19 protein-coding genes, 3 tRNA genes, 1 other RNA gene and 2 pseudogenes are annotated in these 26,409 nt (G+C 70.4%); 16 read left to right on the top strand and 9 right to left on the bottom strand.

Translation table 11 applies throughout. The features are described 5' to 3' along the window. Positions 1-109: 109 nt before the first annotated feature. From E4J16_RS07155 to E4J16_RS07145, 3 genes are all read right to left on the bottom strand, one after another. The gene (locus tag E4J16_RS07155) at positions 110-1,363 is read right to left on the bottom strand and encodes a beta-ketoacyl-[acyl-carrier-protein] synthase family protein (RefSeq protein WP_136313635.1); all 1,254 of its coding nucleotides are present in this window, start codon (positions 1,361-1,363) and stop codon (positions 110-112) included. Positions 1,364-1,369: 6 nt separating this feature from the next. Then, entirely contained in the window at positions 1,370-1,618 is a 249-nt protein-coding gene (locus E4J16_RS07150) for an acyl carrier protein (RefSeq protein ID WP_136313634.1), read from the bottom strand. Between the two features lie 77 nt (positions 1,619-1,695). Beyond that, positions 1,696-2,901, bottom strand: a complete 1,206-nt coding sequence (locus E4J16_RS07145; RefSeq protein ID WP_136193295.1) for a PucR family transcriptional regulator — start codon at positions 2,899-2,901, stop codon at positions 1,696-1,698. Positions 2,902-3,085: 184 nt separating this feature from the next. Between E4J16_RS07145 and aspA the strand changes: the two genes are divergently transcribed. Beyond that, positions 3,086-4,549: an aspartate ammonia-lyase gene (gene aspA / locus E4J16_RS07140; RefSeq protein ID WP_136193296.1), complete on the top strand. Its 1,464-nt coding sequence runs from the start codon at positions 3,086-3,088 to the stop codon at positions 4,547-4,549. Between the two features lie 74 nt (positions 4,550-4,623). On the opposite strand, the gene aceE is transcribed toward aspA, so the two are convergent. After that, a complete protein-coding gene (gene aceE, locus E4J16_RS07135) occupies positions 4,624-7,377 on the bottom strand; it encodes a pyruvate dehydrogenase (acetyl-transferring), homodimeric type (protein WP_136313633.1) in 2,754 nt (917 codons plus the stop codon). A gap of 360 nt (positions 7,378-7,737) precedes the next feature. Between aceE and E4J16_RS07130 the strand changes: the two genes are divergently transcribed. From E4J16_RS07130 to E4J16_RS07120, 3 genes and pseudogenes are all read left to right on the top strand, one after another. Beyond that, positions 7,738-8,142, top strand: a complete 405-nt coding sequence (locus E4J16_RS07130) for a DUF3052 domain-containing protein (RefSeq protein ID WP_136193298.1) — start codon at positions 7,738-7,740, stop codon at positions 8,140-8,142. Positions 8,143-8,209: 67 nt separating this feature from the next. Beyond that, positions 8,210-8,282: transfer RNA gene (locus E4J16_RS07125), tRNA-Val, on the top strand. A 59-nt stretch (positions 8,283-8,341) separates the two neighbouring features. Next, positions 8,342-8,821 (top strand): annotated as a pseudogene (locus tag E4J16_RS07120) (YdcF family protein); the annotation flags it as partial. A 191-nt stretch (positions 8,822-9,012) separates the two neighbouring features. Here the strand turns inward: E4J16_RS07120 and E4J16_RS07115 are convergent. After that, positions 9,013-10,185: an aminotransferase class I/II-fold pyridoxal phosphate-dependent enzyme gene (locus E4J16_RS07115; RefSeq protein ID WP_136313632.1), complete on the bottom strand. Its 1,173-nt coding sequence runs from the start codon at positions 10,183-10,185 to the stop codon at positions 9,013-9,015. A 196-nt stretch (positions 10,186-10,381) separates the two neighbouring features. On the opposite strand from E4J16_RS07115, the gene E4J16_RS07110 reads away from it, so the two are divergent. From E4J16_RS07110 to rnpB, 5 genes are all read left to right on the top strand, one after another. Continuing rightward, positions 10,382-10,475 (top strand) — tRNA-Ile (locus tag E4J16_RS07110). Positions 10,476-10,490: 15 nt separating this feature from the next. Beyond that, positions 10,491-10,571 (top strand) — tRNA-Leu (locus E4J16_RS07105). 22 nt (positions 10,572-10,593) lie between these two features. Then, positions 10,594-11,466: a Nif3-like dinuclear metal center hexameric protein gene (locus E4J16_RS07100; protein WP_136313631.1), complete on the top strand. Its 873-nt coding sequence runs from the start codon at positions 10,594-10,596 to the stop codon at positions 11,464-11,466. 131 nt (positions 11,467-11,597) lie between these two features. After that, positions 11,598-12,332 (top strand): zinc ribbon domain-containing protein, encoded by a 735-nt coding sequence (locus tag E4J16_RS07095; protein WP_136193301.1) that lies wholly within the window; start codon positions 11,598-11,600, stop codon positions 12,330-12,332. Between the two features lie 89 nt (positions 12,333-12,421). Next, an RNA gene (gene rnpB / locus E4J16_RS07090) (RNase P RNA component class A) lies at positions 12,422-12,814 on the top strand. A 111-nt stretch (positions 12,815-12,925) separates the two neighbouring features. On the opposite strand, the gene E4J16_RS15700 is transcribed toward rnpB, so the two are convergent. The 3 genes from E4J16_RS15700 to map all read right to left on the bottom strand — a co-directional run bounded on the left by E4J16_RS15700 (position 12,926) and on the right by map (position 15,187). Continuing rightward, positions 12,926-13,066, bottom strand: a complete 141-nt coding sequence (locus E4J16_RS15700) for a hypothetical protein (RefSeq protein ID WP_240038348.1) — start codon at positions 13,064-13,066, stop codon at positions 12,926-12,928. Between the two features lie 4 nt (positions 13,067-13,070). Continuing rightward, complete coding sequence (locus tag E4J16_RS07085) at positions 13,071-14,066, bottom strand: hypothetical protein (RefSeq protein ID WP_240038344.1); 996 nt, start codon at positions 14,064-14,066, stop codon at positions 13,071-13,073. A gap of 230 nt (positions 14,067-14,296) precedes the next feature. Then, on the bottom strand, positions 14,297-15,187 hold the full coding sequence (gene map / locus E4J16_RS07080; protein WP_136313630.1) for a type I methionyl aminopeptidase: 891 nt from the start codon (positions 15,185-15,187) through the stop codon (positions 14,297-14,299). A 142-nt stretch (positions 15,188-15,329) separates the two neighbouring features. Here map and nhaA point away from each other — a divergent pair, with 142 nt between their 5' ends. The 3 genes from nhaA (at position 15,330) to E4J16_RS07065 (ending at position 18,798) form a co-directional block, all read left to right on the top strand. After that, a complete protein-coding gene (nhaA, locus tag E4J16_RS07075) occupies positions 15,330-17,225 on the top strand; it encodes a Na+/H+ antiporter NhaA (RefSeq protein WP_136313629.1) in 1,896 nt (631 codons plus the stop codon). Between the two features lie 92 nt (positions 17,226-17,317). Continuing rightward, positions 17,318-18,082: a histidine phosphatase family protein gene (locus E4J16_RS07070; RefSeq protein WP_136313628.1), complete on the top strand. Its 765-nt coding sequence runs from the start codon at positions 17,318-17,320 to the stop codon at positions 18,080-18,082. Then, complete coding sequence (locus tag E4J16_RS07065; protein WP_136313627.1) at positions 18,079-18,798, top strand: LysE family translocator; 720 nt, start codon at positions 18,079-18,081, stop codon at positions 18,796-18,798. Before E4J16_RS07070 ends, E4J16_RS07065 begins: the two co-directional genes overlap by 4 nt. A 71-nt stretch (positions 18,799-18,869) precedes the next feature. On the opposite strand, the gene panB is transcribed toward E4J16_RS07065, so the two are convergent. Continuing rightward, on the bottom strand, positions 18,870-19,658 hold the full coding sequence (panB, locus tag E4J16_RS07060; protein WP_275669604.1) for a 3-methyl-2-oxobutanoate hydroxymethyltransferase: 789 nt from the start codon (positions 19,656-19,658) through the stop codon (positions 18,870-18,872). Between the two features lie 1,144 nt (positions 19,659-20,802). Here panB and glnA point away from each other — a divergent pair. From glnA to E4J16_RS07045, 4 genes and pseudogenes are all read left to right on the top strand, one after another. Continuing rightward, positions 20,803-22,136 (top strand): annotated as a pseudogene (glnA, locus tag E4J16_RS07055) (type I glutamate--ammonia ligase). A gap of 7 nt (positions 22,137-22,143) precedes the next feature. Beyond that, positions 22,144-22,854 carry a hypothetical protein gene (locus E4J16_RS16050; RefSeq protein WP_338028882.1) on the top strand — a complete coding sequence of 237 codons (711 nt, stop codon included), beginning with the start codon at positions 22,144-22,146 and terminating at the stop codon, positions 22,852-22,854. A gap of 155 nt (positions 22,855-23,009) precedes the next feature. After that, on the top strand, positions 23,010-25,688 hold the full coding sequence (locus E4J16_RS07050; protein ID WP_338028881.1) for a bifunctional [glutamine synthetase] adenylyltransferase/[glutamine synthetase]-adenylyl-L-tyrosine phosphorylase: 2,679 nt from the start codon (positions 23,010-23,012) through the stop codon (positions 25,686-25,688). Positions 25,689-25,740: 52 nt separating this feature from the next. Beyond that, positions 25,741-26,391, top strand: a complete 651-nt coding sequence (locus E4J16_RS07045; protein WP_136193310.1) for a histidine phosphatase family protein — start codon at positions 25,741-25,743, stop codon at positions 26,389-26,391. The last annotated feature ends 18 nt before the right edge of the window (positions 26,392-26,409 follow it).

Here is a 26,409-nt window from a genome sequence, read left to right as displayed (position 1 = left end):
TAGGCCCGGCGCCCCGCCCGTTACTTCGACCGACCTCAGTACGTAAGATCTACCGACCTCAGTACGTAAGATCTACCGACCTCGGCGTGGTGGGTGTGGGGTTCGACGGCTAGGGGAGGCGGGTGAAGGCGAGGGCCACGTTGTGACCGCCGAAGCCGAAGGAAGTACTCACTGCCGCCTCCAAATCGGGCGCATGCCGCCCCTGCGGGCCCACAACGTCCAAGCCCAGGGCAGCGATCTCAGGGTCTATGCCGCCGGGCAGCAGCGTCGGCGGCAACCACCCCGCGTGCAGGGCAAGCACGGTCAGTGCCGCCTCCAGGCCGCCGGCCCCGCCGAGCAGATGACCGGTGAGGGACTTGGTCGCGGACACCGCCGCCGTCGGAACCACTCGTGCAAGTACCGACGCCTCCACCGCGTCGCCCGCCGGAGTGGAAGTGGCGTGCGCATTGACGTGGCCCACCTGCTCCGGCCGTATGCCGCCGCGAGCAAGCGCCTCACGCAGGGCGCGCTCCTGCTCCTCGCCAGACGGTTCGGGCCGCACGGCGTCATAGGCATCGGCCGTCACGGCAGCGCCTGCGAGGACGGCGAGCACCCGGGCTCCCCGTGCGGCGGCGTGCTCGGCCGCCTCCAGCACCAGTACGCCCGCGCCCTCCGCCAGCACGAATCCGTCGCGGTCGGGGGCGAAGGGCCGTGAGGCGGTCGCCGGATCGCCGTTGCGGTTGGACAGTGCCCGCATCGCCGCGAATGCCGCGACCGTCATCGGGTGCAGTGCGGCGTCGGTCCCGCCCGCGACCACCACGTCCGCACGGTTCAAAGCGATCAGGTCGGCGCCGTGGGCGATCGCCTCCGCCCCGGAGGCGCAGGCGGACACCGGTGCGTGCACGCCGGCGCGCGCCCCCAGGTCCAGGCCCACGGCCGCAGCCGGGGCGTTGGGCATAAGCGCCGGAATCGCCGTGGGTGCCACGCGCCGGGGGCCCTTCTCACGCAGCGTCTCCCATGCCTCCATTACGGACAGTACCGGGCCGATGCCGGGGGACAGCGAGACTGCAAGCCGGTCGGGGGCAACACTCGGGGTGCCGGCGTGGGCCCAGGCCTCGCGGGCGGCCACCAGTGCACATTGGCTGGAGCGGTCCAGGCGGCGCCGTTCCCTGGCGGACAGGCTCGCCCCCGGATCGACGGCCAGCGGCGCAGCGATCCGCACCGGCAGTGCATATTGATCCACCCAGCCGTCGTCGAGTGCGCGCACCGCACTACGGCCCGCGTGCATGGCGTGCCAGGTTCCCGGTGCGTCACCCGCCAAGGGGTTGGTGGTGCCGACCCCGGTGACGACGACGGTGCGCGGCCCGGATGCGGGCGCGGGCATGGCCGCTCAGGCCTTCTTGGTGCCCACCAGGTCGACCAGGGCACCGACCGTGGGCAGGGATGGGATCAGCGCGTCGTCCAGGGTGACGCCGAAGCGCTCTTCCACCTGGGTGGCGATCGTCAGCAAGCCGAGGGAGTCGATGTCAAGATCGTCGGCAAAGCGTGAGGTCGGGGTGACCAGGGAGGTGTCGACGCCGGCCTCCTCGGCCACGATCTCGGTTACGGTGGCGAGGATGTCAGTTGGTGCGTCTGCCATGTGGGCCTCCTTGAATGCGTTGGAGTTGCTTGAAAGCGAACTGATCTGATCGTGCTGCCCGAGAACTCGGGTTGGGACTATTGTCCCATAGTTGAGGGCTGCTCGTCCCGGTTCGCGGCGAGCCTGCCCACAATGATGGCCAGATGAAGAACAAGGCCGTCGCGGGCGTCGGTGGCGTCCCAGCCGATCTGCTTGCTGACTCTGCCCAGCCGGTATCGCACCGTGTTGGCGTGCACGAACAGGGTGCGAGCGGTCATCTCCAGGCTGCGGCCAAGGGCCAGGTAGGTGGCGACCGTCTCCTCGTAGAGCTCTCCCATGTTGCGCAGCGGCTCGGCCACGAGGGCCCGAATCTGCTCGGCCGCCAAGGGGTCGCCGGCCAGCAGGCGCTCAGGCAGCAGGTCGTCGGCGTGCACCGGGTTGGGCGCCTCGGCCCAGCCCGCGAGCGCGCGCAGTCCCGCCAGCGCAGAGCGCAGCGAACGTCCGGCCTGGGCGACGCCGGCGACCACCGGCCCGATCACGACGACGCCGTCCAGCACGCCGGCGACTCTCCTGGCGGCGGCCGCCAGGGCCGCATCGCCAGACGGTTCGGAGACCTGCTCCGGTGGTGCCGAGGCGCCCCCCAGGACCACGATCACGGAGTCTCCATGGACCGAAACCAGGCAGTCCTGGACGAACTCACGGCACTCGTGGCGCAGGCGTGAGGTCGCCAGGGCATCGAGCACCGTGCGGGCGACGATCGCGATCACCGGGCCGGTGCCGCGCCATCCGGCCGCGCCGGCGCGCGTGGCCACGTCCTCGGCGGAGTCGTGCAGCATGGCGTCCACCGCGACCGACTCCAGGCGCGCGTCCCACGCCCCGCGTGCCTCGGCTACGCGCGCGTACACCTTCGCGGCTGCGAATCCGACGTCGCGGCCGAAGGTCAGCACCAGCACCCGCACGGCGTCGTGATCGGCGGCGGGCACGACGTCGGGGGCCTCCTCCTCGACGACGTCGACGACGGTGCGCACGAGCTCGAGGGTCTGCTCCAGCGTGACCGTGCCGGTCAGCGCCACGGGGGCGACATTGAAGATCTCGGAGGGGTCGGTGGAGGTGATCCGCTCGCCCACCGAGTCGACGAACATGGTTACGCCCAACCGGGCCACGGTCTGGATCTGGTCCCGGGAGGCTGCCGGCAGCGTGCGATACCACGGGTGCGCCGCACTGATACGGTCGAGTGAGTGCTCGATGAGTGTGTTCTGCGCCTGCCGTAAGGCCCTGACGGACGGGGCGCTGAGCTGGTCCATGTACTGATGCTAGCGATCCCGACGCGCGTAGCCGAACCGTCGTCGAGTCGGTCCGGAGCGCGCCGGGCTCCATTCACGCATGCTGTGTTCCCGGCCGGTAGGGTCGCCGGTGGAGGCGCCGTCGACTCCAGCACGGACCGGTCAAGGACGGCCGGCGCATCGCGGCGCGGACGGAGGAAGCCCAATGACGTCAACAGCAAGCCGAACCGAGGAGGACCTGCTCGGCACCCGCCAGGTCCCGCTGGACGCCTACTGGGGGATCCACACCCTGCGTGCCACCGAGAACTTCCGCATCTCGAAGGAGACGGTGGGTGACCAGGAGGACTTTGTGCGCGGCATGGTTGAGGTGAAGAAGGCCTCCGCCCTGGCCAACAAGGAACTGGGGACAGTCAGCGAGGAGACGGCGGACGCGATCGTGTGGGCCTGCGACCAGGTGCTGGTGGAGGGCCGCTGCCTGGACCAGTTCCCGATCGACGTGTTCCAGGGAGGCGCCGGCACCAGCGTCAACATGAACACCAATGAGGTGATAGCCAACCTGGCGCTGGAGCACCTGGGCTACGCCAAGGGTCGCTATGACATCGTCAACCCCAACGACCACGTCAACAAGTCTCAGTCCACCAACGACGCCTACCCCACCGGCTTCCGCCTGGGGGTGTACCGGGCGATCAACGGCCTGGAGATGGACCTGTGCGACTTGATCGACGCGCTGCTGGCCAAGGGCAAGGAGTTCGCCGACGTGCTCAAGATGGGCCGCACCCAGCTGCAGGACGCGGTCCCCATGAGCCTGGGCTCGGAGTTCCGCGCCTTCGCCGAGCTCCTGGACGAGGAGATCCCCAGGCTGATGAACAACTCGGCACTGCTGCTGGAGGTGAACCTGGGGGCCACCGCGATCGGTACCGGGCTGAACACCCCGCCCGGCTACCGTGAGACGGTTGTGCGCCACCTGCGGGAGGTGACCGGGCTGCGGGTCACTGGTGCGCACAACCTGCTGGAGGCCACCGGCGACACCGGCGCATACGTGTCCATGCACGCGGCCATCAAGCGCCTGGCCGTGAAGCTGTCGAAGATCTGCAACGACCTGCGGCTGCTGTCCTCGGGGCCGCGGGCCGGCCTGGCTGAGATCCGGCTCCCGGAGCGGCAGGCCGGCTCGTCGATCATGCCCGCGAAGGTCAATCCGGTCATTCCGGAGGTCGTCAACCAGGTGTGCTTCAAGGTGATCGGCAATGACCTGACGGTCACGATGGCCGCCGAGGCCGGCCAGCTGCAGCTCAACGTCATGGAGCCGGTGATCGCGCAGGCGTGCTTCGAGTCCATCGCCCTGCTGCGCCACGCGCTGGTCACCCTGAAGGACCTGTGCGTGATCGGCATCGAGGCCAATGCTGAGGTGTGCCGCCGCAATGTCATGAACTCGATCGGCATCGTCACCTACCTCAACGAGGTGATCGGCCACCACAATGGTGACCTGGTCGGGCGTGAGTGCGCCCGGTCGGGGCGCAATGTGCGCGAGGTGGTGCTGGAGATGGGCCTGCTGGATGAGGCGGCGCTGGATGAGCTGCTCAGCCCGGAGAACCTGATGCGCCCGCGCTACCGGGACGCGCACCACTACTCCGGCTCCGACCCGGATGTGCGCACCGTGGGGGAGGGCTGAAAAGGGACCGGCCGGCGCCGGCGGGGCGGGCCCGTCGACGGCGGCCGGTCATGGTCCGGGTGGTGCGGCGCGGCTCAGGCCTCGCCGCCCTGGGCGCCGGAGCGTCCGGCGGAGGGGTCCGCAAGCCGGTAGCGCGCGATCGCCTGGGGCAGGACGGAGGCGTCTACCCGTCCCTGCGCCACCAGTGCCTGCAGCGTCTTGACGACCACGGACTCGGCGTCGATCAGGTAGTGGCGGCGCGCCGCCGCACGGGTGTCGGAGAAGCCGAAGCCGTCGGCTCCCAGGGTGTGGAAGTCGCCGGGTACCCAGGCGCGGATCTGGTCGGGGACCAGGTGGTCGAAGTCGCTGGTGGCGATGAAGGGGCCTGAGGCCCCGGACAGCTTGGCCGTCAGGTAGGGAGTGCGGGTCGGCTCGTCCGGGTGCAGGAAGTTGTGCCGGTCGGCCTCAAGGGCCTCACGGCGCAGCTCGTTCCAGCTGGTCACCGACCACACGCCCGCGCGCACGCCCCAGTCCTCGGCCAGCAGGCGGCGCGCCTCGCGGGCCCACGGGACGGCCACGCCTGAGGCGAGCAGCTGCACCTCGGGCCCGTCGCCGTCGGGCGCGCCGTCCAGCCGGTAGATGCCGCGCAGGATCCCCTCCACGTCGACGCCGTCGGGCTCGGCGGGCTGTGAGATCGGCTCGTTGTAGACGGTCAGGTAGTACATGACGTCCCGGTTGCGCCCGGTCTCCGGCCCGTACCAGCGCTCCAGCGCGTCACGCACGATGTGGCGGATCTCGTAGGCGTAGGCCGGGTCGTAGGTGACCACCGCCTCGTTGGTGGCCGCCAGCAGCGGCGAGTGCCCGTCCATGTGCTGGGTGCCCTCACCGGTCAGGGTGGTGCGGCCGGCCGTGGCCCCGATGATGAAGCCCCGGGTCAGCTGGTCCCCGGCCGCCCAGAACTGGTCGGCGGTGCGCTGGAACCCGAACATCGAGTAGAAGATGTACACGGGGATCATCGGCTCGCCGTGGGTGGCGTAGCTGGTGCCGGCCACCTGGAACAGGGCCGCCGATCCGGCCTCGTTGATGCCGGTGTGCATGAGCTGCCCGGAGGTCGACTCCCGGTAGGACAACATCATCTCGGCGTCCACGGGCGTGTAGTTCTGGCCCTGGGTGTTGAAGATCTTGCGGGTCGGGAACAGCGACTCCAGGCCGAATGTGCGCGACTCGTCCGGGATGATCGGCACGATCCGCCGACCGATGTGCGCATCCTTGATGAGCTCCTTCAGCAGACGCACGAAGGCCATGGTGCTGGCAACCTGCTGCTTCCCGGAGCCGCCCTTGAGGATCTCGTAGGGGGCGTCGCCCGGCAGCTGCAGCTGCGTGCCGGGGTCGCGGCGCTCGGGCACGAATCCGCCCAGCCGACGACGGCGCTCGAGCATGTACGCCAGCGCCGGGTCGTCGGGGTCGGGCCGGTAGTACGGCGGCAGCTTCGGATTGGCCTCCAGCTGCGCATCGGTGATCGGGATGTGCAGGCGGTCGCGCAGGCCCTTGAGGTCCTCCAGGCCGAGCTTCTTCATCTGGTGGGTGGCGTTGCGGCCGGCGAAGTGGGACCCCAGCAGGTAGCCCTTGACGGTCTGCGCCAGGATGACGGTGGGCTGGCCCTTGTGCTCGGTGGCGGCCTTGTAGGCGGCGTACATCTTGTGGTAGTCGTTGCCGCCGCGCTGCAGGGCCCAGATCTCCTCATCGGTCCAGTTCTCCACGAGCTTGGCGGTGCGCGGGTCGCGGCCGAAGAAGTGCTCGCGCACGTAGGCGCCGTCGTTGGCCTTGAAGGTCTGATAGTCGCCGTCGAGCGTCTCCATCATCAGGTGCTCCAGGGCATGGTCCTTGTCGGCCGCGAGCAGCCGGTCCCAGCCGCGGCCCCAGATCACCTTGATGACGTTCCAGCCGGCGCCCTTGAAGCAGGCCTCCAGCTCCTGAATGATCTTGCCGTTGCCGCGCACCGGCCCGTCCAGGCGCTGGAGGTTGCAGTTGACCACGAAGGTGAGGTTGTCCAACTGCTGGGAGGCGGCCAGCTGCAGCATGCCGCGGGACTCCGGCTCGTCCATCTCGCCGTCGCCCAGGAAGGCCCAGGTGTGCTGGGAGGAGGTGTCCTTGATGCCGGCGCCCTGCAGGTAGCGGTCGAACCAGGCCTGGTAGATCGCCTCGGCGGGTCCCAGTCCCATGGAGACGGTCGGGAACTCCCAGAAGTCCTCCATGCGCCGCGGGTGCGGGTAGGAGGGCAGGCCGCGTCCGCCCGCAGGCCGGGAGACCTCCTGGCGGAACCCGTCCAGGTCCGTCTCGCTGAGCCGGCCCTCGAGGAAGGCGCGGGCGTAGTTTCCGGGGGAGGCGTGCCCCTGGAAGAAGACGTGGTCGCCGCCCCCGGGGTGGTCCTTGCCGCGGAAGAAGTGGTTGAAGCCGACCTCGTAGAGGGTGGCGGTGGAGGCGTAGGAGGAGATGTGCCCGCCGACGCTGATGCCGGGCCGCTGCGCGCGGGTGACCATCACGGCGGCGTTCCAGCGCAGCCAGCGGCGGTAGGTGCGCTCAACGTCCTCGTCCCCCGGGTAGTAGGGCTCGTCCACCACGTCAATGGTGTTGATGTACGGGGTGGTGGTCTGCGCGGGTACCGTCACGTTCTTGCGCCGGGCCTCGGCGAGCATGGACAGCAGGATGAAGCGGGCGCGGGGGCCGCCCTTCTCCTCAATGAGGGCGTCGAGCGAGTCGCGCCACTCGCCGGTCTCCTCCGGATCGTTGTCCGCTACCTTGTGCAGCAGGCCGTCGATGAGTGGGGTGGAGTCGTTGGTGGGGCTCACGGAGTCCTCTTTCTTCGTGTCCGGGCGGCTCTGGCGGGCTGAGGGCGGAGGCTGTGCGACGAGCGTCGCCGCTGTCGCGCCGGTCTCCTCCGACAGCCCTAATCTATGGGGCGAAAGGCCCAGAGCACACCCCGACTCGGGAAGAAGGTCCCACAAAACGCGTGAGTTCAAACACGTCATGCCGTTCGGGGTGGAGGCGGAGGGCAGGACGGGCGGTGCTCCGGCGGGCGTGTTTCGGGCGTGTTCGCTTGCGCCCGGCCGGTCCGGTGCTGTGGGCTAGTGCCGTAGACATTACCGAGCGTCGTGACCGCGGTCGGCGATCCGGCCCGGTGGACCAGGCATGAAACGGAGAGGACAACAGTGGCGAGCACAGCGGCCGGAGCCTTCGGCTTCGCCCCCGGTCTCATAATCCAGGAGTTTGGATACGACGACGACGTCGACGAGACCCTACGACAGGCCGCGGAGGCCCAGACCGGAACCGAGCTGGTCGACGAGGACTTCGAGGACGTCGCGGACTCGGCCATCATCTGGTGGCGGGACGACGACGGCGACATCGACGACCTGACCGACCTGCTGGTCGACGCCCAGGCCAACCTCGACGGCGACGGCCTGGTCTGGGTGCTGACTCCCAAGGCCCGCACGACCGGGGCGGTGGACGCCACTGAGATCGAGGAGGCGGCCCGCACCGCCGGCATGCACGCCACCTCCGCCGCCTCGATGGGGGAGCACTGGAGCGGCATCCGCGTCTCCAGCCGCAGGCACTGAGCCTTACCGCTGCGCCGTCGGCGTAGAGTATGCTCGCGCCGCGGGCGGCGGTGTCGCCCGCACACAAGGACCTGTAGCTCAGTTGGTAGAGCAACGCGTTTACACCGCGTAGGTCGTCGGTTCGAGCCCGGCCGGGTCCACTACGCGTAGAAGGGCGCTCACCCCGGAACCTGAGCCCCGCCAGGAGGGAGGTGCGTCCATGGCCCCCGGACTGCGCGGCGCCGCGCTGTTGGCAGGCTCCCTGCTCGTCGGCGTGCTAGCGGCCAGCGAGGCGGTGCAGTGGGCGGCATCCCACTGCCTGCTCGGATCCGGCGCGAACCCGGGCGGCCGTCCCGGAGCACATGGGGCAGAGGCGGTAGTGGTGCTCGGGCACGCCGACGCCGGCACCGTGGCCGGGGCGGAGAACCGCAGGCGGGTCAGGGCAGGCCTGCGCAGCCTGGCAACGCCCGAGTCGGTGCTCGTGCTCTCCGGCGGAGCGGTGGCCGGGCCGGTGCCCGAGGCGGAGCTCATGGCCGATTACGCGACCGGGGTCCTCGGCTACAGCGGCCCGCTCGTGCTTGAGGTCTCCAGCCGCTCCACCTGGGAGAACATCGGCGCGATCATCCCCCTGGTGGAGAACGCCTCCCGTATCGTCGTCGTCTCCGATCCCGTGCACGCACTCAAGGCGCGCATGTTCCTGCGGCGACGAGAGCCCGAACTGGCCGCCCGCCTGGCCCGGGCGGACGACTACCGGACGGGGGAGGACCTGCTGCGCAAGCCCCTCCGCACGGTGGCGGGGCTGGTCGATCTGGGACTGTCCGCGTGGGTGCCCTGGTGGGCGGCCGAGTCCGCCTCCGGCCTGGCCGGGGCAAGGCGGCTGCTGGCCGGCGGTCAGGGCAGCGTATTGAGGAAGCGGCTCAGGCGCGTCAGGCCCTCGGTGATCTCCTCACGGGAGGCGGCGTATGACAGGCGCACGTGGGACTCGGCGGTGCGCACCCCGAAGTCCCGCCCCGGGGTGAGCGCCACGTGCGCCTCCTCCAGCGCCTGCATGCAGAAGTCCCAGGATGACCGCCCCGTGTCCGACACGTCGAAGTAGATGTAGAAGGCGCCGTCGGGCTCCACCGGCACCTCCAGGCCGATCTGCCGCAGCTGTGCCAGCGCCAGCCGCCGCCGCTCCACCAGCTCGAGGCGGCGTTGCTCGCACAGTTCCAACGACTGCGGCGTGAACGCCTCCAGCGCGGCGATCTGTGCCGGGGTGGAGGCGCACAGGAAGTAGTTGACCGCCAGGTTGCACGCCGGGTCGACCAGCTCCTCCGGGAGCACCACCCAGCCCAGCCGCCAGCCGGTCATCCCGAAGTACTTCGAGAAGCTGGAGACGACAATCGCCTCGGGGTCGGTGGCGAGCACTGTCCGGGCCGGACGCCCCTGTGCATCCGGGTCGGCCAGCCCCAGGTAGATCTCATCCACGATCCGCCAGGCTCCCCGCGCCCGCGCCGCCCGGCAGAGCCGGTCCAATTCATCCTGGGGGATGGAGGTGCCCGTCGGATTAGACGGCGTGGCCAGCATCAGCACATTGGTGTAGGGCGTCCACGCCGCCTCCATCGAGTCCAGGTCCAGCTGGTAGCGGGACTGCGCGGTGGTGGCGGCCAGCACAATGCGGCCGCCGAATGAGGCAACCAGCTGACGGTTGCACGGATAGCAGGGATCGGCGATGACGACGTCGTCACCCGGCTCGGTGGTCAGCGCGGTGGCCAGCAGCAGGGCCGCGGAGGCGCCAGAAGTGATCAGGATGCGCCGGGGGCTCACCTCAACGCCGTGCTGCTCGCGGTAGAAGCGGGAGATCTCCCGGCGCAGCTGCGGCAGGCCCGCCGCGGGGGTGTAGGGCAGATCCTGCTGGGCGGCGCGTGCAAGCGACTCACGGACGGCGGGTGGCGCGCCGAAGCTGGGCTCACCCAGGGACAGCTTGGAGACGGAGTGCCCCTGCGCCTCGATCTCGCGGGCGCGGGCACCGATGCTCATCGCGTGGAACGGTGGTGCGGAGGCGGCGCGCTGCGCGAGCTTCATGATTCCCTTCCAGGATATGCACGCCCGACTGAGGTGAGCGGCACAGGTCGATTGGACTAGCAAGGCTAGGCCCGCCTGGCGGGCGACGCACAGGGGATGAGATGGGAAGTTCACCACCTCAGGGACTGATAGTCTCTACTCCGTCGGCCCGGCGGCCGACGACGAAGCGGCTCCCGCACCCGCGGCCCGGCTTCACGCCCCCTTAGCTCAGTGGTTAGAGCAGCGAGCTTATACCTCGTCCGTGCCTGATAAGCACATGGTCCTGGGTTCGAATCCCAGAGGGGGTACCAGACGGTCCGAGCACGGCCCCTGTGGTGGAACGGTAGACACGGCGACCTTAAAAGTCGCTGCCTGCGGGCGTGCGGGTTCGAAACCCGCCAGGGGCACCGCTGCCGCTAACCTGAGCCCATGACCCACGCCCAGCCCGACGCCGCTTCCACGGCCGCACCCACCCCGCCGCTGACGGTCGGGGAGGTGGAGGCGATGCTGCGTGCGGCCGCCCCGCCGCAGCTGGCCGAGACCTGGGACTCCAACCGGCTGATCTGCGGCGACCCGGAAGAGCCCGTCCGCAGTGTCCTGCTCGCCGTCGACCCCGTAGCCGCCGTCGTCGACGAGGCCATCGAGAGGGGCGCGGACATGGTGATCACCCACCACCCCCTCTACCTGCGGGGCACGGACCACGTCTCGGCCACCGGACCCAAGGGGAGGGTGGTGCACCGGCTCATCCGCGCCGGCATCGCCCTGGCCAATGCGCACACCACTCTCGACGCGGCACACGGGGGAGTGGCCGCAGCGCTCGCCGACCGCGTCGGCCTGCGTGACGCGCAACCACTGGTGCCGAACCCCACCGACCCGGCACAGGGGATCGGCCGCGTCGGCACGCTCCCGGAACCGACCCGCCTGCGGGACTTCGCCGCCGCCGTGGCGGCCGCCCTGCCGGACTCGGCCCCCGGCCTGCTCGTGGGCGGCGAACTGGACGACGTCGTCGAGACCGTCGCCGTCTCCGGGGGCGCCGGTGACTCACTGCTGGCAGCCGCCCGCGCCGCGGGGGCGGACGTGTTCCTCACCGCCGACCTGCGGCACCACCCGGCCAGCGAGCACCTGGAGGCCGGGCGCCCCTACCTCCTGTGCGGCACCCACTGGGCAACCGAGTGGGTTGGGCTCGAACCGCTGGCCGCCCGCCTGGAGGCGGCTGCGGCCGCCCACGGGCATAGACTCTGCACGCACGTGTCGCAGATCGTCACCGATCCGTGGACAGCGCGCCTGAGCACCGGAGCCTGACTCGGACTCGCATCCGGCACCCCGGTGGCCGACGTGGACGCGCGTCACCAGTCGGGCGGAGCACTGCCCGCCGAGCACGCCGCCCCTCAAAACTCAATCACCATCCCGACCGACCAGCGAAGGATCAAGCCGTGACCAGCGCCCCCCTCAGCCAGCAGCGACTCCTCATCGACCTGCAAAGACTCGATTCACAGCTCGCGCGCCTCACCCACGAGCGCAAGCACCTGCCCGTGCTGGAACGCATCGAGGCCACGGTGGAGCGCCTGAAGGCGAACCGGCGTCGCGCCGTCGTCGCCGCAGCCGCCCTGCAGGAGGCCCAAGCCGCCGCCAGGACACGTGAGGAGGAGGTGGCCCAGGTGGTGCGGCGCGCCCAAGTACTGCGCGAGCGCCTGTCCTCCGGGCAGGCCGCGGCCCGAGACCTGCCCGCCATCCAGTCCGAGATCGACCAGCTGGGCCGGCGGCAGGCGGTCCTGGAGGAGGCCCAGATCGCCGCCATGGAGGCCCTGGAGACGGCCCAGGCGGAGATGGACGCCGCATCCGCGCAGGAGCAGGAGATACGTGCCGACGGGCGGGAGCTGACCGCTTCCCGGGACGCCGACTTCGCCCGCCTGGACGCCGAGATAACCGAAGCGCGAAGCAAGCGCGCCGACCTGGCGGCAGCCATTGACGACGCTCTGCTGGCCGAGTACGAGGCAGTGCGCAAGTCGACGGGCGGGCTGGGGGCAGTCGCCCTGTATGGGCGCCGCGTCGAGGGCGGCAGCGTCGAGATCAGCCCCCAGGAGTACGCCCGCATCGCCGCCGCCCCTAAGGACCGCGTCATCCACGCGGAGGACAACGACGTGATCGTGGTCCGCATGGAGGACTGAGCGGCGCACGCCGAGCGTCGTCGCCCCAGGACGGACAGGAGCCCGGCTACCGCTGCGACGCGCCCGTCGCCTACAATCGCGCCTGCGGAACAGCCGACCGGGCGGCCGCGGTACCGCGGGCAGGCCCGCGGATCGAGGAACGTCCGGGCTCCACAGAGCAGGGCGGTGGCTAACAGCCACCCGGGGTGACCCGCGGGACAGTGCCACAGAGAACAGACCGCCGGCCCCGGCCGGTAAGGGTGAAACGGTGGAGTAAGAGCCCACCAGCGTGACGGGTGACCGCCACGGCTCGGTAAACCCCGCCCGGAGCAAGACCGCGCAGCAGGTGCCCGGCACTTTGTGTCGGAAAGGGCTGCTCGCCCGAGCCTGCGGGTAGGTCGCGTGAGGCCGCCGGCAACGGTGGCCCAAGATGGATGGTCGCCACCGCCAGTACCGGCAACGGTGGGCGGCAACAGAACCCGGCGTACAGGTCGACTGGTCCGCACCACGAAACGACGGCGGTCCCACCCCTCAAGGGGGCGGGACCGCCGTCGTTCTCCGGGCTCCTCACGTTTTGTGGGGAAGCCCGCGGCTGAGCAGCAGGGCCTCAGAACTCAGAAGGACTTGGCCTGCATGTAGTACTCGTCGCTGCCGTAGAAGCCGGACACGGCGAAGCGGGCGGACTCGGACTCGGCGTCACTGGCGTCGATCAGGAAGGTGAAGTAGCCGGTGGCGGAGCCTCCGTCGCGCGGCATGTCCTTACTGGTGAACTCGTCGGGGCTGAACAGGTACTCGGCGTCGGTCGAGTTCCCATCCACAACGAAGTCCAGGGACACCCAGCTGGAGCTCATCTGGCCCTTGCCGTGGTACACGGCCGAGACGGGGACCCGGATGTACACCTTGCCGGCGGGCGGCTCGTCCCCAGGCGTACGAGCGCCCGGAGTCCTCGGACTTCTTCAGTGAGGCGTTCGCGTTCCACTCGACCGAACCGACCGTGACCTCGATCGTGGCGTCCGGGTCGTCGGCGTACTTCGAGGCGTGGAAGGTGATCTTCTGCTTCTGCGGGTCACCCGGGTTGTCCAGGGTGGTGCCGGGCTCGCCACTGGAGGAGGAGTCCTCGGACCCTCCGTCATCGGACGTGGTGTCGGAGGAGGTGTCGTCAGAGGAGGAGCCGTCGGAGGAGTCGTCGTTGCGGCTGGAGGACGTGGTGGTGCTGGTACGCTCGTCGCTCTTGTCGCCGCCGCTGAGCCCGACGATCAGACCGATCACGAGTGCCAGCACGACCACACCGATGATCGTCCAGAACCACCACTGCTTAGTCACCGGCTTCTTGCCGCCGGGACCGCCCTGGGTGACATCGATCGGCTGCCAGCCCGCAGCCTGAGGAGAAGCTCCGGGGGCCTGCTGCTGGTTGTGATACGGCGTCGGGGACTGGGCGTAGTTCATGTTGGCGGCGTACGGACTCGCCCCCGCGGCGTAGTCACCGGAAGGAGCCGACGCGGACTGGCCGGTCGGGTCGGCCACCGGGGCGGATGCGCCAGTGGGAACGGCCTGAGTAGGTGCCCAGCCGGCGTCGGGGGCGGAGCCGGCCTGCGGAGCGGAACCGGCGCTCGCACCGGGGGCGGAGTCCTCGACCCACAGCTGCCACCCCTCGGGTGCCGGGCCCCACGCGGGATCCGGCTGCCAGCCCGCGGGCGGATTGAAGCCCTCCGGGGGAGCGGGCCAGTTCGGCGGCGGGTTGAATCGCAGTGCCATCAGTAAGTACCTCCGGGAAAAGGGGATGAACGGTGTCACACCATGCCGCGGATGTCGGTCGCGGTCATGTCACGAGAATGAATGTACACGCGTATAGCCGTTTGTGGAGCATCCGTCTCAGCCGAGACGATGGGTACAACTGCCCAGCTGACCCCGCCCCCAGCCCGACATGGTGGTCCAAGCCACACACTCAGGCGCGGTCGCAGGCGCCCGCGGCCGGTGGCCGTGACTCACGGCAGAGTCAGGATATCGGCGCCGTTCTCCGTCACCACCAGGGTGTGCTCGAACTGAGCCGTGCGGGAGCGGTCCTTGGTGACCACCGTCCAGCCGTCGTCCCACTGCTCCCAGTCCTCCGTGCCCAGCGTGAGCATTGGCTCAATGGTGAAGACCATGCCCACCTCCATCACGTCGTCGAACCGCGGGGCGGAGTCGTAGTGGGGGATGATCAGCCCGGAGTGGAAGGCCTCGCCCACGCCGTGGCCGGTGTAGTCGCGCACCACGCCGTAGTCGAAGCGCTTGGCGTACTTCTCAATGACCCGGCCGATCACATTGACCTCCCGGCCCGGCTTGACCGCCTTGATCCCGCGCTCCATCGCGAGGCGAGTGCGCTCGATCAGCAGCGCCGTCTCCTCATCCACCTGGCCGACCGGGAAGGTCGCGTTGGTGTCGCCGTGCACTCCGTCGACGTAGGCGGTCACGTCCAGGTTGATCAGGTCGCCCTCCTGCAGGACCGTCGAGTCCGGGATGCCGTGGCAGATCACCTCATTGATGGAGGTGCAGATCGACTTGGGGAAGCCCATGTAGCCGAGGCAGGAGGGGTAGGCGTGGTGGTCGCACATGTACTCGTGGGCGATCCGGTCCAGCTCGTCGGTGGTGACTCCGGGCGCGATCGCCTTTGCGGCCTCGGCCATGGCGCGCGCCGCTATCCGCCCCGCCGCCCTGATCCGCTCAACCGTCTCGGCATCCTTGACGTCGGACGCGGTTACGCGCTCAGGGCCGTCGTGGAACATGTACTCCGGGCGTCCGATAGATGCGGGCACATGCCTCTCGGGGGTGAGAACGCCTTTGGTGAGGGTGCCGCGCGGAGCCCGGTCCGCAAGTGAGATCGTCGCTGTAGTCATGGCGCCAGCATAGGAGCCCGCACAACCGAGGAGACGAGACCAACATCGCCCCGACCACGGCCGGGAGGCGGTTCCTATAATCGCCTGCCAGCCGGTACTCCGGCCGCCATCCCGCAATTCCGCCCAAGGACACGGACACCGTATGAGCAGTAACGATGCGCGCAGCTCCGCTACTCGCACCGAGATCCGCGATGTAGTCGACGAGTTCCTACGCCGACGGGGCCGCGCACTCGCCTTCCAGACCAACGAGACCTACGCCGCGATCGCCCTCGCCCTGGCCACCATCGTCGCCCTGATCTGGGCCAACGCAGGTGGCAGCTACCACCAGTTCTGGCAGACGTCAGCGGCCATCACCATCGGTCCCCTCGGCGTGGAGCTCACCCTGCACGAGTGGGTCGACGAGGGCCTGATGGCCGTGTTCTTCTTCATGGTGGGACTGGACGTCCGCCGGGACCTCACCCTGGGTGAGTTGCGGCTGCCCGGCCGCGCGCTGCTGCCGACGGCGGCTGCCTCGGGCGGCCTGGCTGTGCCGGCGCTGATCTACCTGGTGATCATGGGCGGCGCCCCCGGCGCGCATGCATGGGGGTCCGTGATCTCCACAGACACCGCCTTCGCCCTGGGCATGCTCGCCCTGGTGGGCCCCAAGCGCGCTCCGCGGCTGCGACTGTTCCTGCTGGCCTTCGCCGTCATCGACGACATCGGCGCGCTGGCTGTCATCGCCATCTTCTACTCCGAGTCGCTGAACTTCCTCGCCCTGGCCCTCGCGGCGGCCGGGCTGCTCCTGGTCTGGCTGATGGCACGGCGTGGGGTCTGGCGCGTGCCGCCCTACCTGGTGCTCGCCGTCGTCATCTGGTACGCGGTCTACCGCTCCGGCGTGCACGCCACGCTCGCGGGCGTGCTCATCGCCCTGCTCATGCCGGTTTACGACGTGCGCAGCCAGGACGTCGACGCCGCCGGCGAGCTCGCCGCCCTGTACCGGCAGGCGCCCGCACCCGGAACCGCCCGGATGCTGCGCGAGTCCCTGAACTACTCCATGCCGCTCAATCAGCGCCTGGCCTTCCTGCTGCCGCCCTATGTCAACTACCTGGTGGTGCCCCTGTTCGCCCTGGCCAACGCCGGAGTGGTGCTCAGCGCCGACACCGTGTCCGCAGCCGTCTCCTCCCGCATCCTTTGGGCCGTGATCGGCGGCCTGGTCGCAGGCAAGCTGATCGGCGTCGTCCTCGGAGCCGGGCTGGTGCTGTGGCTCGTGCCCGCCTCCCGCATGCCGGGACTGGACCTGCCGCGCATCGTGGGCCTTGGCGCCCTGTCCGGCATGGGCTTCACGATCTCCCTGCTGGTGGCCAACATTGCGCTGGAGGAGGAGGCGCTGCGCGACCAGGCGCGTCTCGGAGTACTGCTGGCCTCGCTGCTGTCCCTGGTGCTGGCGACCCTCGTCTTCCAGGTGGCCAACCGGCTCTGGCCACTGCCGGAGCCCACGGGGATGCGCTTGTGCCGTCCGCCCGCGCCGGAACACGAACTGACGTTCGGCAGCCAGGATGCGCCGCATGTGCTGATCAACTACGCCGACATGGACGACGAGGACCGTTGGCGGCTGACTGAGGCGCTTTATGGCCTGCAGCCGCTGATCGACTCCGGCGAAGTGCTACTGATCCTGCGGCACAAGCTGTCGGGGCCCGGGAGCCTGCTGGCGGCGCTAGCGCTGGAGGCCGCCTCCGGAAACGACGAGCCGGCCCTGTGGGACTTCCACGATGCCCTGGCCGGGCTGCGCGGCGGGATCACCTCCCGCTCCATCACCCGCGCCGCCCGGCAAGTCGGAATCGACGCCCACGCCATGTGGGCGCGCATCGACTCCGGGGTCGATGAGGCGAAGATCCTCGCCGACGCCGGCGACGTCGAGGGCCTGACCGATGACTCGAGCCCGGTCGTCTACATCGACGGTCGGCGCTTTGAGCACCTGCTCAACCGCTGGACCTTCTCCGAGGAGATCAACCGGCTGCAGCGGGCGGCGGCCGCCGGCGGGGAGAGGCCCGGGGACTGAGGCACACGCAATCCGCCGGCCATGCATGCTGGCGTGCTGCGGTGGCGACGACCGGCCGCGCTGTAGGCGGAGCATTGTCATACGATTGCCGCATGGCGATGATCTACTTCGTGCGGCACGGTCGCACCGTCCTGAACGAGCAGCGCCGCACCCAGGGCGCCGCCGATTCCCCGCTTACTCCCGAGGGACGTGTGGGCGCCGAGATCTGCCGCGACTACCTGGCCGAGGTGCCCTTCAACCGCGCCTACTTCAGCCCGCAGGGGCGCGTCCAGGAGACCGGCGGCATCCTGCTTCAGGCTCACCCGGGCATCACCCCGGTGAACCTCGTGGGCCTGCGCGAGTACAACTACGGCGTCTACGACGGCGGGCCCGATCCGGTCATGCATGCCGCCCTGCCGGCAGAGCAGCACCTTCCCGCCGTCCTGACCGGCGTGCACCCCGGCGCCCCCGGCGGCATCGCCGCCCGCGACTACCTCGCCGACGTCGATGGTGCTCTGGCGCGTATCCTCACCGACCTGCGCTCCGTCGCCGCGGGCGGCGATGGTACGGACAATGTGCTGGTGGTCTCCCACGGCATGACGCTGATGACCATCCTGGCCCGCTGGGTGGGGCCGCAGATCTACGGCATGGCCCCGATGGCCAACTGTGCGGTGACCACCGTGGAGGTCAGCCCGAGCGCCGTCGATGGTGCGCCCCGGCTGGTCACGTGGGCGGAGGACCCCGGGAACCAGGGAGTCACCTACCCGGTGCGGGACTTCAGCGACGCCTTCGCGGGGGTCGTGCCCGTGCCCATTGACTGGGAGCACCCGGAGGGCCTGGCAGCCGGCCCGGCCGACGTGGTTGGGGCCGATGCATGACCTTGCCTCAGGCGCTCATCGGATTCGCGGCCATCGTGGTTGTGCTGACGCTCGTTCCCGGACTCGACACCGCGGTCGTGCTGCGGGGCGCGCTCAACCACTCTCGCAGCTACGGCCTGGCGACGGTCGCCGGCATCTTCACCGGCCTGATCGTCTGGGGAGCGGCCGCCGGCGTCGGGGCGACGGCGGTGCTGGCCGCATCCAGCACGGCTTACCGGCTGTTGTCGCTGGCCGGTGCCCTTTACCTGGCCTGGATGGGCGCAGGCATGCTGCTTCGGTCATTCAGCCGTGGCTCTCGCTCCCGCTCCGCCATCGGCGCGCGGGCGGGCGCACCACAGGTGGGGACTGCGGCGGGGGACGCATCGACGGCAACGGGCGCGGGTGCTGCCGCCGGCGGGGGTGCTCCACTGTGGCGGGGCTGGCTCACCGGGTTGGCGACCGATCTGCTCAATCCCAAGGCGGGCGTGTTCTACCTCGCCACCATTCCGCAGTTCATGGCCGTCGGGGTGCCACCGCTGCTCATGGGTGTGCTGCTTGCCGCAGTGCACGGGCTGTGCTGCGTGGTGTGGATGGGTGCACTGGCAGTCGGGGCGGCGTGGATCGCGCCCCGGCTCGAGTCCGGTGCGGGTGCCGCGCTGGAGCGCTGGACGGACCGGGTCACCGGCGGCGTACTGCTCGGATTCGGTACGAAGCTGGCGCTTGACGCCCGCGTATAAGTGCGGGTGCCACCGCGGCGGGCGGCTGTACCCGACGGATGAGTCCGGCGGGTACAGCTTCTTGGCCTCTTCTAAGCCTCGAAGCTCTCCGCCGGTCCTGGGAATGAGGCGTCGCGTACCGCGGTGTTGTAGTCCTGGGCGGCCTGCTGCAGGGCCTGACCCACCTGGCCGAACTGCCGTGCGAAGCGCGGCTTCCAGGCGGTCATGCCCGCCATGTCGGTCCACACCAGCACCTGGCCGTCGCAGTGGACCCCCGCGCCGATGCCGATCGTGGGCACCGGCACGGTCTGCGTGATGCGCGCCGCCACCGGTTCAGGCACCATCTCCAGCACCATCCCGATCACACCCGCGTCTGCCAACGCGACGGCGTCGGCCAGCAGTGCCTCCTGCGCCTCCTGCCCGCGGCCCTGCACGCGGAATCCGCCGAGCTTGTTGACCGACTGGGGAGTGAAGCCGAGGTGGCCGACCACCGGGATGCCTGCGTCGGACAGTGCGCGCACCGTGGCCGCTCGTGGGCGTCCGCCCTCGAGCTTGACGGCGTTGGCGCCTACGCGCATCAGCCGGACCGCACTGGCCAGGGCCTGCTCGGGGCCGGCCTCGTAGGTGCCGAAGGGCAGGTCAGCCACCACCAGCGCCCGCTCGGTGGCACGAGCCACGGAGCGAGTGGCCACCGCAATCTCATCCAGGGTGACCGGCATGGTGGAGTCATAGCCGAGCATGACATTTCCCAGCGAGTCGCCCACCAGCAGCATGTCGGTGCCGGCCGCGTCCAGGATCCGCGCGGTGACGGCGTCGTACGCGGTGAGCATGGTCAGCTTCTCGCCGCGCTCCTTGGCGCTGAGCAGGTGGTGTACCCGCACCTTCTTGACCTGTGAGAGCTGCAGCCCCGCTGCGGCCGGGGTGGTGACTTCGGCGGCAGGACGGTCGGTGGCGGGGGAGGCGTCTACCGCGGTGGTGTTAGCGGCTGACTGGTCGGAAGCGGAAGTGCTCATGTCCGGAGCCTACTCGCCGTGCGGAGCTACTCATTCGATTCCTTGACGGCGACGAGCGGCTGCGGAGCCGGGGTGCGAGGTTGTTGTCGGTATGACGGTTGAGGGCTGCACGCTCGAACTGTCGCGAGCATGTGGATGAGCTCGGTTTTTCGTTGGAATTATGCCGAACCGTGAAATCGGGGTGAAGTTGCTGCAACGCTCCAGCGTGCGCCGGAGGCCTTGCCGTACGCTGGAGCCCTGGTGGTGTTTTGAGCCGTGCGGGAAAACCGCGGAATCATGCGGATCACGCTCCCGAGCCCGGTCCTTGAGCGTGCGCCGATGACGAGACCCCGGCCGGTGTGGCGCTCAGGAGTACAGCGAATGGGACACTTCGGGCGCTTCCGGTTTGGGGGTGTGGTGTCTGCGGGCCGGTCGGGAGCAGGGGTCCGGGGGGCGGGTGCGTGAGTGGACTGGGGGTTCTGCTGCGCCGGTTGGGCGTTAACAACGCTACTTAACGCTCTGCTGTATGGCCCGGAGCCCTTCAGCAGACGGTTAACTGGCGTTGTTAACCCCGAAGTGGCGTAGTAGACGCGGAGTGCGTGGTGGTTGGCCCCGCTGGCGGGCGCGGGGGCTGTCGAGCCCCGTGCCTTGACAGCCCCGCACGGCACGCCACCGGGCAAAGGCGCGCGTTCGCGCCGGCAACTCGGGACAGCGGGGCCCGAGTTCGGGTGGGCTGCGTGTGCCCGTGGAGGACGCGGAGTCGCCTTCGCGAGCACCCTCGCGCCCCGATGGACCGCTCAACGCCCCGTTGGACCGCTCAACGCCCCGATGGACCGCCGTAGCCGCCGGTTACAGCGGTCCAACGGGGGGACAGCGGTCCAACGGGGGCACAGGGGTCCAGCCGTGCCCGCCACACCGCCGCGTGAAGCCCGGTGGACTGCTTCAGCCGATAGGCTGGCCGTGGAAGGTGACAGCGGCGGCCCGTCGCGGGTCAGCGCGTGTCAGTGCCGTGCAGGGAGGCAATGCAGACGTCATGGACAAGCAGCAGGAGTACGTGCTCCGCGCCATTGAGGAGCGCGACATCCGCTTCATCCGCCTGTGGTTCACCGATGTGCTCGGGCAGCTGAAGTCGGTTGCAATCGCGCCCGCGGAGGTTGAGGGCGCATTCGAGGAGGGCATCGGGTTTGACGGCTCCGCCATTGAGGGGCTCACCCGCGTGTTCGAGTCCGACATGCTGCTCTCCCCGGATCCGTCGACCTTCCAGATGCTGCCGTGGCGGGAGGAGGTCAACAGCGTTGCCCGCATGTTCTGTGACGTGCTCACCCCCGACGGCGAGCCCGCCCGCACCGACCCACGTGCGGTTCTGGAGCGGCAGCTGGCCCGGGTGGCCGACGCCGGCTTCACCTGCTACGTGCACCCCGAGATCGAGTTCTACCTGGTGGACCGCAACGGTGACGGCCGGATCACCCCCACCGATTACGCCGGCTACTTCGACCACGTTCCCGGGGGCACGGCGCACGAGTTCCGCCGCCACGCCATTCTGATGCTCGAGCAGATGGGCATCTCGGTGGAGTTCTCCCACCATGAGGGCGGCCCCGGGCCAGAATGAGATCGACCTGCGCTTCGCCGACGCACTGTCCATGGCCGACAACATCATGACGTTCAGGGCCGTCGTCCAGGAGGTGGCCCTGCAAGAGGGCTGTCAGGCCACCTTCATGCCCAAGCCGTTCATCGGCCAGCCCGGCAGCGGCATGCATACGCATTTCTCCCTGTTCGAGGGCGACCGCAATGCCTTCCACGACCCGGCCGGCCAGTACCAGCTGTCCGCCACCGGCCGCGCCTTCATCGCCGGCCTGCTGCACCACGCCACCGAGATCTGCGCGGTGACCCAACCAGCACGTCAACTCCTACAAGCGGCTGTGGGGCGGCGACGAGGCCCCCAGCTACGTGTGCTGGGGCCACAACAACCGCTCCGCCCTGGTGCGCGTGCCCATGCACAAGCCCGGCAAGGCGCAGTCCGCGCGCATCGAGTACCGGGGGATCGACTCCTCGGCCAATCCCTACCTGGCCTTCGCCGTTATCCTCGCCGCCGGCCTGAAGGGAATCGAGGAGGGCTACGAGCTGCCCGCGGAGGCGGAGGATGACGTGTGGGCACTGTCGGAGCTGGAGCGCAAGTCGCTTGGCATCGGCGCCCTGCCCACCTCGCTGAAGAGTGCGGTGGCGGCGATGGCCGAGTCGGACCTGGTGGCGGACACGCTGGGGGAGGACGCCTTCGAGTTCTTCCGCCGCAACAAGCGCCGGGAGTACCTGGCCTACGACGCGCAGGTCACCGACTTCGAGATCAGCCAGTTCTTCCCACGGCTGTGAGGCGGAAATGTCCAGCGGTCGCGGGGAGACGAGGGGACGGCGTGACGAGTTGACGCCCGAGGTGCCGGCGCCTGGCGGCCCGGCGGGTAATCGGCGTGGCCGCTGGCCGAGCACGCGGGCGCGGCTGCTGTGGGCCGGGTTCACTGAGGTGCGGCGTGCTTATGGGCTGCTCACCGACCCGGCGCTGGCGCCCTTCCTTCCTCCCGCCCCGCCCCAGCCCGAATCCCCGGCTCCGGGTGAGCTGCCACCGCTGGACCCGGCTCGGGAACAGCTTGTGGACGAGCTCGGCCGCGCCGCCGATCCGGACCTCGCCCTGCTCGCCCTGGTCCGGCTGGCGGAGGCATGCACCGTCATTGGCGGGGACGACGGCGCGCAGGAGTGCCTGGGGGCGCCTGCGCGCACACTGAGCACCCTGCTGCAGGGGGATGGCGCCGCGGCGCGCGTGCCCACTGGCGGTGCGCAACCCGTGGCGGCCGGGGAGGGCCCGCAGGACACCGACGCGGCCCGCGTCGCCCACCTGCGGCGCCTGGTCTGCGTGCTCGGTGCCTCCCAGGCGCTCGGCGACTTCCTCGTCACGCACCCCGAGCACCTCGAAGCCCTTGCCCCCCGGCACGCCTGGGACGCTCCCGAGCAGCCGGCGCCTGAAGCGGTCCTGCACGACGCCGTCGCCGCGGTGCTGGATGGCGTGCCCGTGCCCCGTGTCCGGCGAGGTTGCTGAACTGGCGGTCAGTGCGTTGCGGGTGGCCTATCGTGACCGCCTGCTCGCGGTTGTCGCCGACGATCTGACCTGCGATACGCCCCTGGCGCACATGCCGGTGGTGGGCCGCCGCATGACCGCGCTGGCCGACGCGGCCCTTGAGGCGGGCGCTGGCCGTGGCGCGCGCCGTCGTCGGCCCTGGTGCGGCCGAGGTGGAGATGGCCATCATCGCCATGGGCAAGACCGGCGCCCGGGAGCTGAACTACATTTCCGACGTCGACGTCGTGTACGTGGTGGGGCCGGCCGGCCGGGATGGTGCCGGGAGTGCGGATGAGGAGTCCGTCGTCCGGATCGGCACTCAGCTCGCCACTGAGATCGCTCGCGTCACCTCCGCCTCCGGAACCGAGCCGCCGTTGTGGCCGCTGGACACGGCGCTGCGCCCCGAGGGCAAGGACGGGGCGCTGGTGCGCACCCTGGACTCCCACCTGGCCTACTACGAGCGGTGGGCGTCCTCCTGGGAGTTCCAGGCCCTGCTAAAGGCGCGCGCCTGCGCCGGGGACCGGCAGCTGGGCGCCGCGTACGAGGCCGGGGTGTCCCCGCTGGTCTGGTCGGCCAGTCGTAGGGAGAACTTCGTTGACGACGCCCGCGCCATGCGTCGGCGTGTGGAGACGGAGTCGGCCCACCCGGGCTCCGACGACCGCCGCATCAAGCTCGGGCCGGGCGGCCTGCGGGACGTGGAGTTCACCGTGCAGCTGCTGCAGCTGGTGCACGGGCGCGTGGACGAGCGGCTGCGCGTGGCGGGGACTCTGGATGCGCTCGCGCAGCTGTCGGCGAGCGGCTACGTGGGGCGTACGGATGCGGCGGAGCTCGGCGACTGCTACCGGATGCTGCGGCTGCTTGAGCATCGTTCGCAGTTGCTGCGGATGCGCCGCACCCACGACCTGCCCGCCGGTGACGCGGACCTGCGCCGCATCGGACGGGGAATCGACCGGCGCCGCCTGCAGGATCCGCCGGCGGTGCGCAAGCTGTTCAACTCGGTGCGGCGCCGCGTGCGGGCCCTGCACGAGGAGATCTACTACCGCCCGCTGCTCAGTGCCGCCGCCAGCCTGAGCTCCGAGGAGCTGACACTCACCCCCGACGCCGCCCGGGAGCGCCTGGCAGCTTTCGGCTACCTGGACCCCGATGGCGCCCTGCGCCACATTCAGGCGCTGACCGAGGGGGTGAGTCGTCGTGCCGCCATTCAGCGCCAGTTGCTGCCGGTGATCATCGGGTGGATCGGGCAGGGACCCGACCCGGACAACGGGCTGCTCTCCTTCCGGCGCCTGTCGGAGTCGATCGGCGGCTCCCACTGGTACTTGGCGATGCTGCGGGACTCGCCGGTGGCCGCGCGCCGCCTGTGCCAGGTGCTGTCGGGTGCCCGCTGGACCACGGACCGGCTGGCCGAGCGCCCCGAGTCGATTGCGTGGCTCGACGACGACGCCGAGCTCGCCCCCCGCCCGCCCGGCTCAATCTGTGCGGAGACCGAACGGGTCCTGCGTCGGCGCGCCTTCACCGCCGGTGACGCGGCGGGCCTGGAGCGGCAGGCCACTGAGGCTATCCGCGCGGTTATGGGCGTGCGCAGCCGGGAGCTGATCCGGGCTGCGCTGGCGGACTCCCTGGACGGCGTCGACCCGGGACGGACGGCGCGGATTCTCGGGGATGCCACCGACGCGGCCCTGGGGGCGGCGTTGACCGTGGCCACGGGCCTGGTGGTTGCTCAGCGGGAGGGGCAGGGGGCGGTTGCCGCCGGCCCGGATGAGGATGGGGGCTGGCCCGCCGCGGCGGCCCGCCACGCGATCATCGCCATGGGCCGGCTGGGTGGGCGGGAGATCACTTACACCTCCGACGCGGACGTGCTGTTCGTCCATGAGCCCCTGCCCGGCGCGGACCCGGACGTGGCGGCCGCGGAGGCGGAGGCTGTCGCCAAGCTGGTGGCGCGCCTGCTGGCCCAGGCGCGCCCGCATCCGCTGGTGGTGGATACCGGCCTGCGCCCGGAGGGACGGCAGGGGCCGGTATCGAGGAGCCTGGAGTCTTATGCCGAGTACTACCAGCGGTGGGGCGCGGTGTGGGAGCGTCAGGCGCTGCTGCGCGCCCGCGCCTGCGCGGGGGACCGGGACCTGGGGGAGCGCTTCGAGGCGCTGATTGGTCCGCTGAGGTGGAGCCCGGACGGCCTTGACGAGGCCGGGCTGCGGGAGATCCGGAGGCTGAAGGCGCGTATGGAGGCCGAGCGGCTGCCGCGTGGCGCTGATCCGAGCCGGCACGTCAAGCTCGGCCCGGGCGGCCTGTCCGACGTCGAGTGGTCGGCGCAGGTGCTGCAACTGACCCAGGCGGCCCGGGTGCCGGGCCTGCGCACGACTTCCACACTGGAGGCGCTGTCTGCGGCCACCAGGGCGGGCCTGGTTGAGGTGGATGATGCCGCCAGGCTTACCGCCGCCTGGGTCCTGGCCTCCCGGGTGCGGGCCGCGACGGTGCTCGGGACCGGCCGCGAGGGCGGGGAACGGGTGCAGGTGCTGCCCACGGACCAGCGGGAGATCCGCCTGGTGGCCCGACTGCTGGGCATCCCGGCGGGCAGTGAGCGGGACCTGGAGGACATCTACCGGCGTACGGCCAGGCACGCCCGGCGTGTGGTGGAGCATGTGGTGTTCGGCGATGCCGCCCCGGTCCGGCCCGCCGTCGCCCAGCGGGCGGCCACCGCTGGGCGGCGGGGTGCTGCGGGCGCGGCGCGCGCGGCAACGCCGCGGAAGGCGCCGACACGTGCCGGTGGGCGGGGACGTGGGGGCGGCGCCCATGGCGGTGGCCCCTATCCGTGGTCGTGACGTCCCCTGGGGGCCTCGCGGGAGTCCCCGGGCGCCTGGCAGGATAGGCGCCGTGAAGCTTCTTCTCGTCCGCCACGGCCGCACCATTGCGAATGTCGCCGGCGCCCTGGACACCGCATTCCCCGGCAATTCCCTCGACGCGGTCGGCGTGGAGCAGGCATCCCTGCTGCCCGCCCGCCTGGAGTCCAGCGGGGACCTGGACGCGATCTCCTCACTGTGGGTGTCGCCGATTCAGCGTGCCCGGGAGACGATCGCGCCGATTGAGCGGGCCACGGGCCTGGCTGCCCGCATCCGCCCGGGCTTGCGTGAGGTACTGGCGGGCGATATCGAGATGAACACGGATGTGCGTTCGGTGGCCTGTTACACGGACACCACCCGCTCCTGGATGGTGGGGCGAACGGCGGCGCGGATCCCCGGCAGCCCGGAGGACGGTGCCGACACCTTCGCCCGCTTCAACGGCGTGGTGGAGGAGATCTACAACTCCACCCGCACCGGCGGCACCGCCCTGCTGGTGGCGCACGGCACCATCCTGCGGCTGTGGGTGGCGCTGGCGGCGGCCGCAGCCGGGGGCGCGGACCCCGCCTGGATCGCGGACCATCCCATGCGCAACACGGCGGTCAGCGTGGTGGAGGGCGACCCGGAGTCGGGTTGGCGGCTGGTCGACTGGGACGAGGGCAGCTGGCGGACCGACGCCGTGCGGTAGGTGGGCGGCTCAGACGGT

Origin of the sequence: Actinomyces procaprae, from assembly GCF_004798665.1 — a bacterium.
Taxonomy (GTDB): Bacteria; Actinomycetota; Actinomycetes; order Actinomycetales; family Actinomycetaceae; genus Actinomyces; species Actinomyces procaprae.
This window is presented reverse-complemented; position numbering and strand designations above follow the sequence as displayed.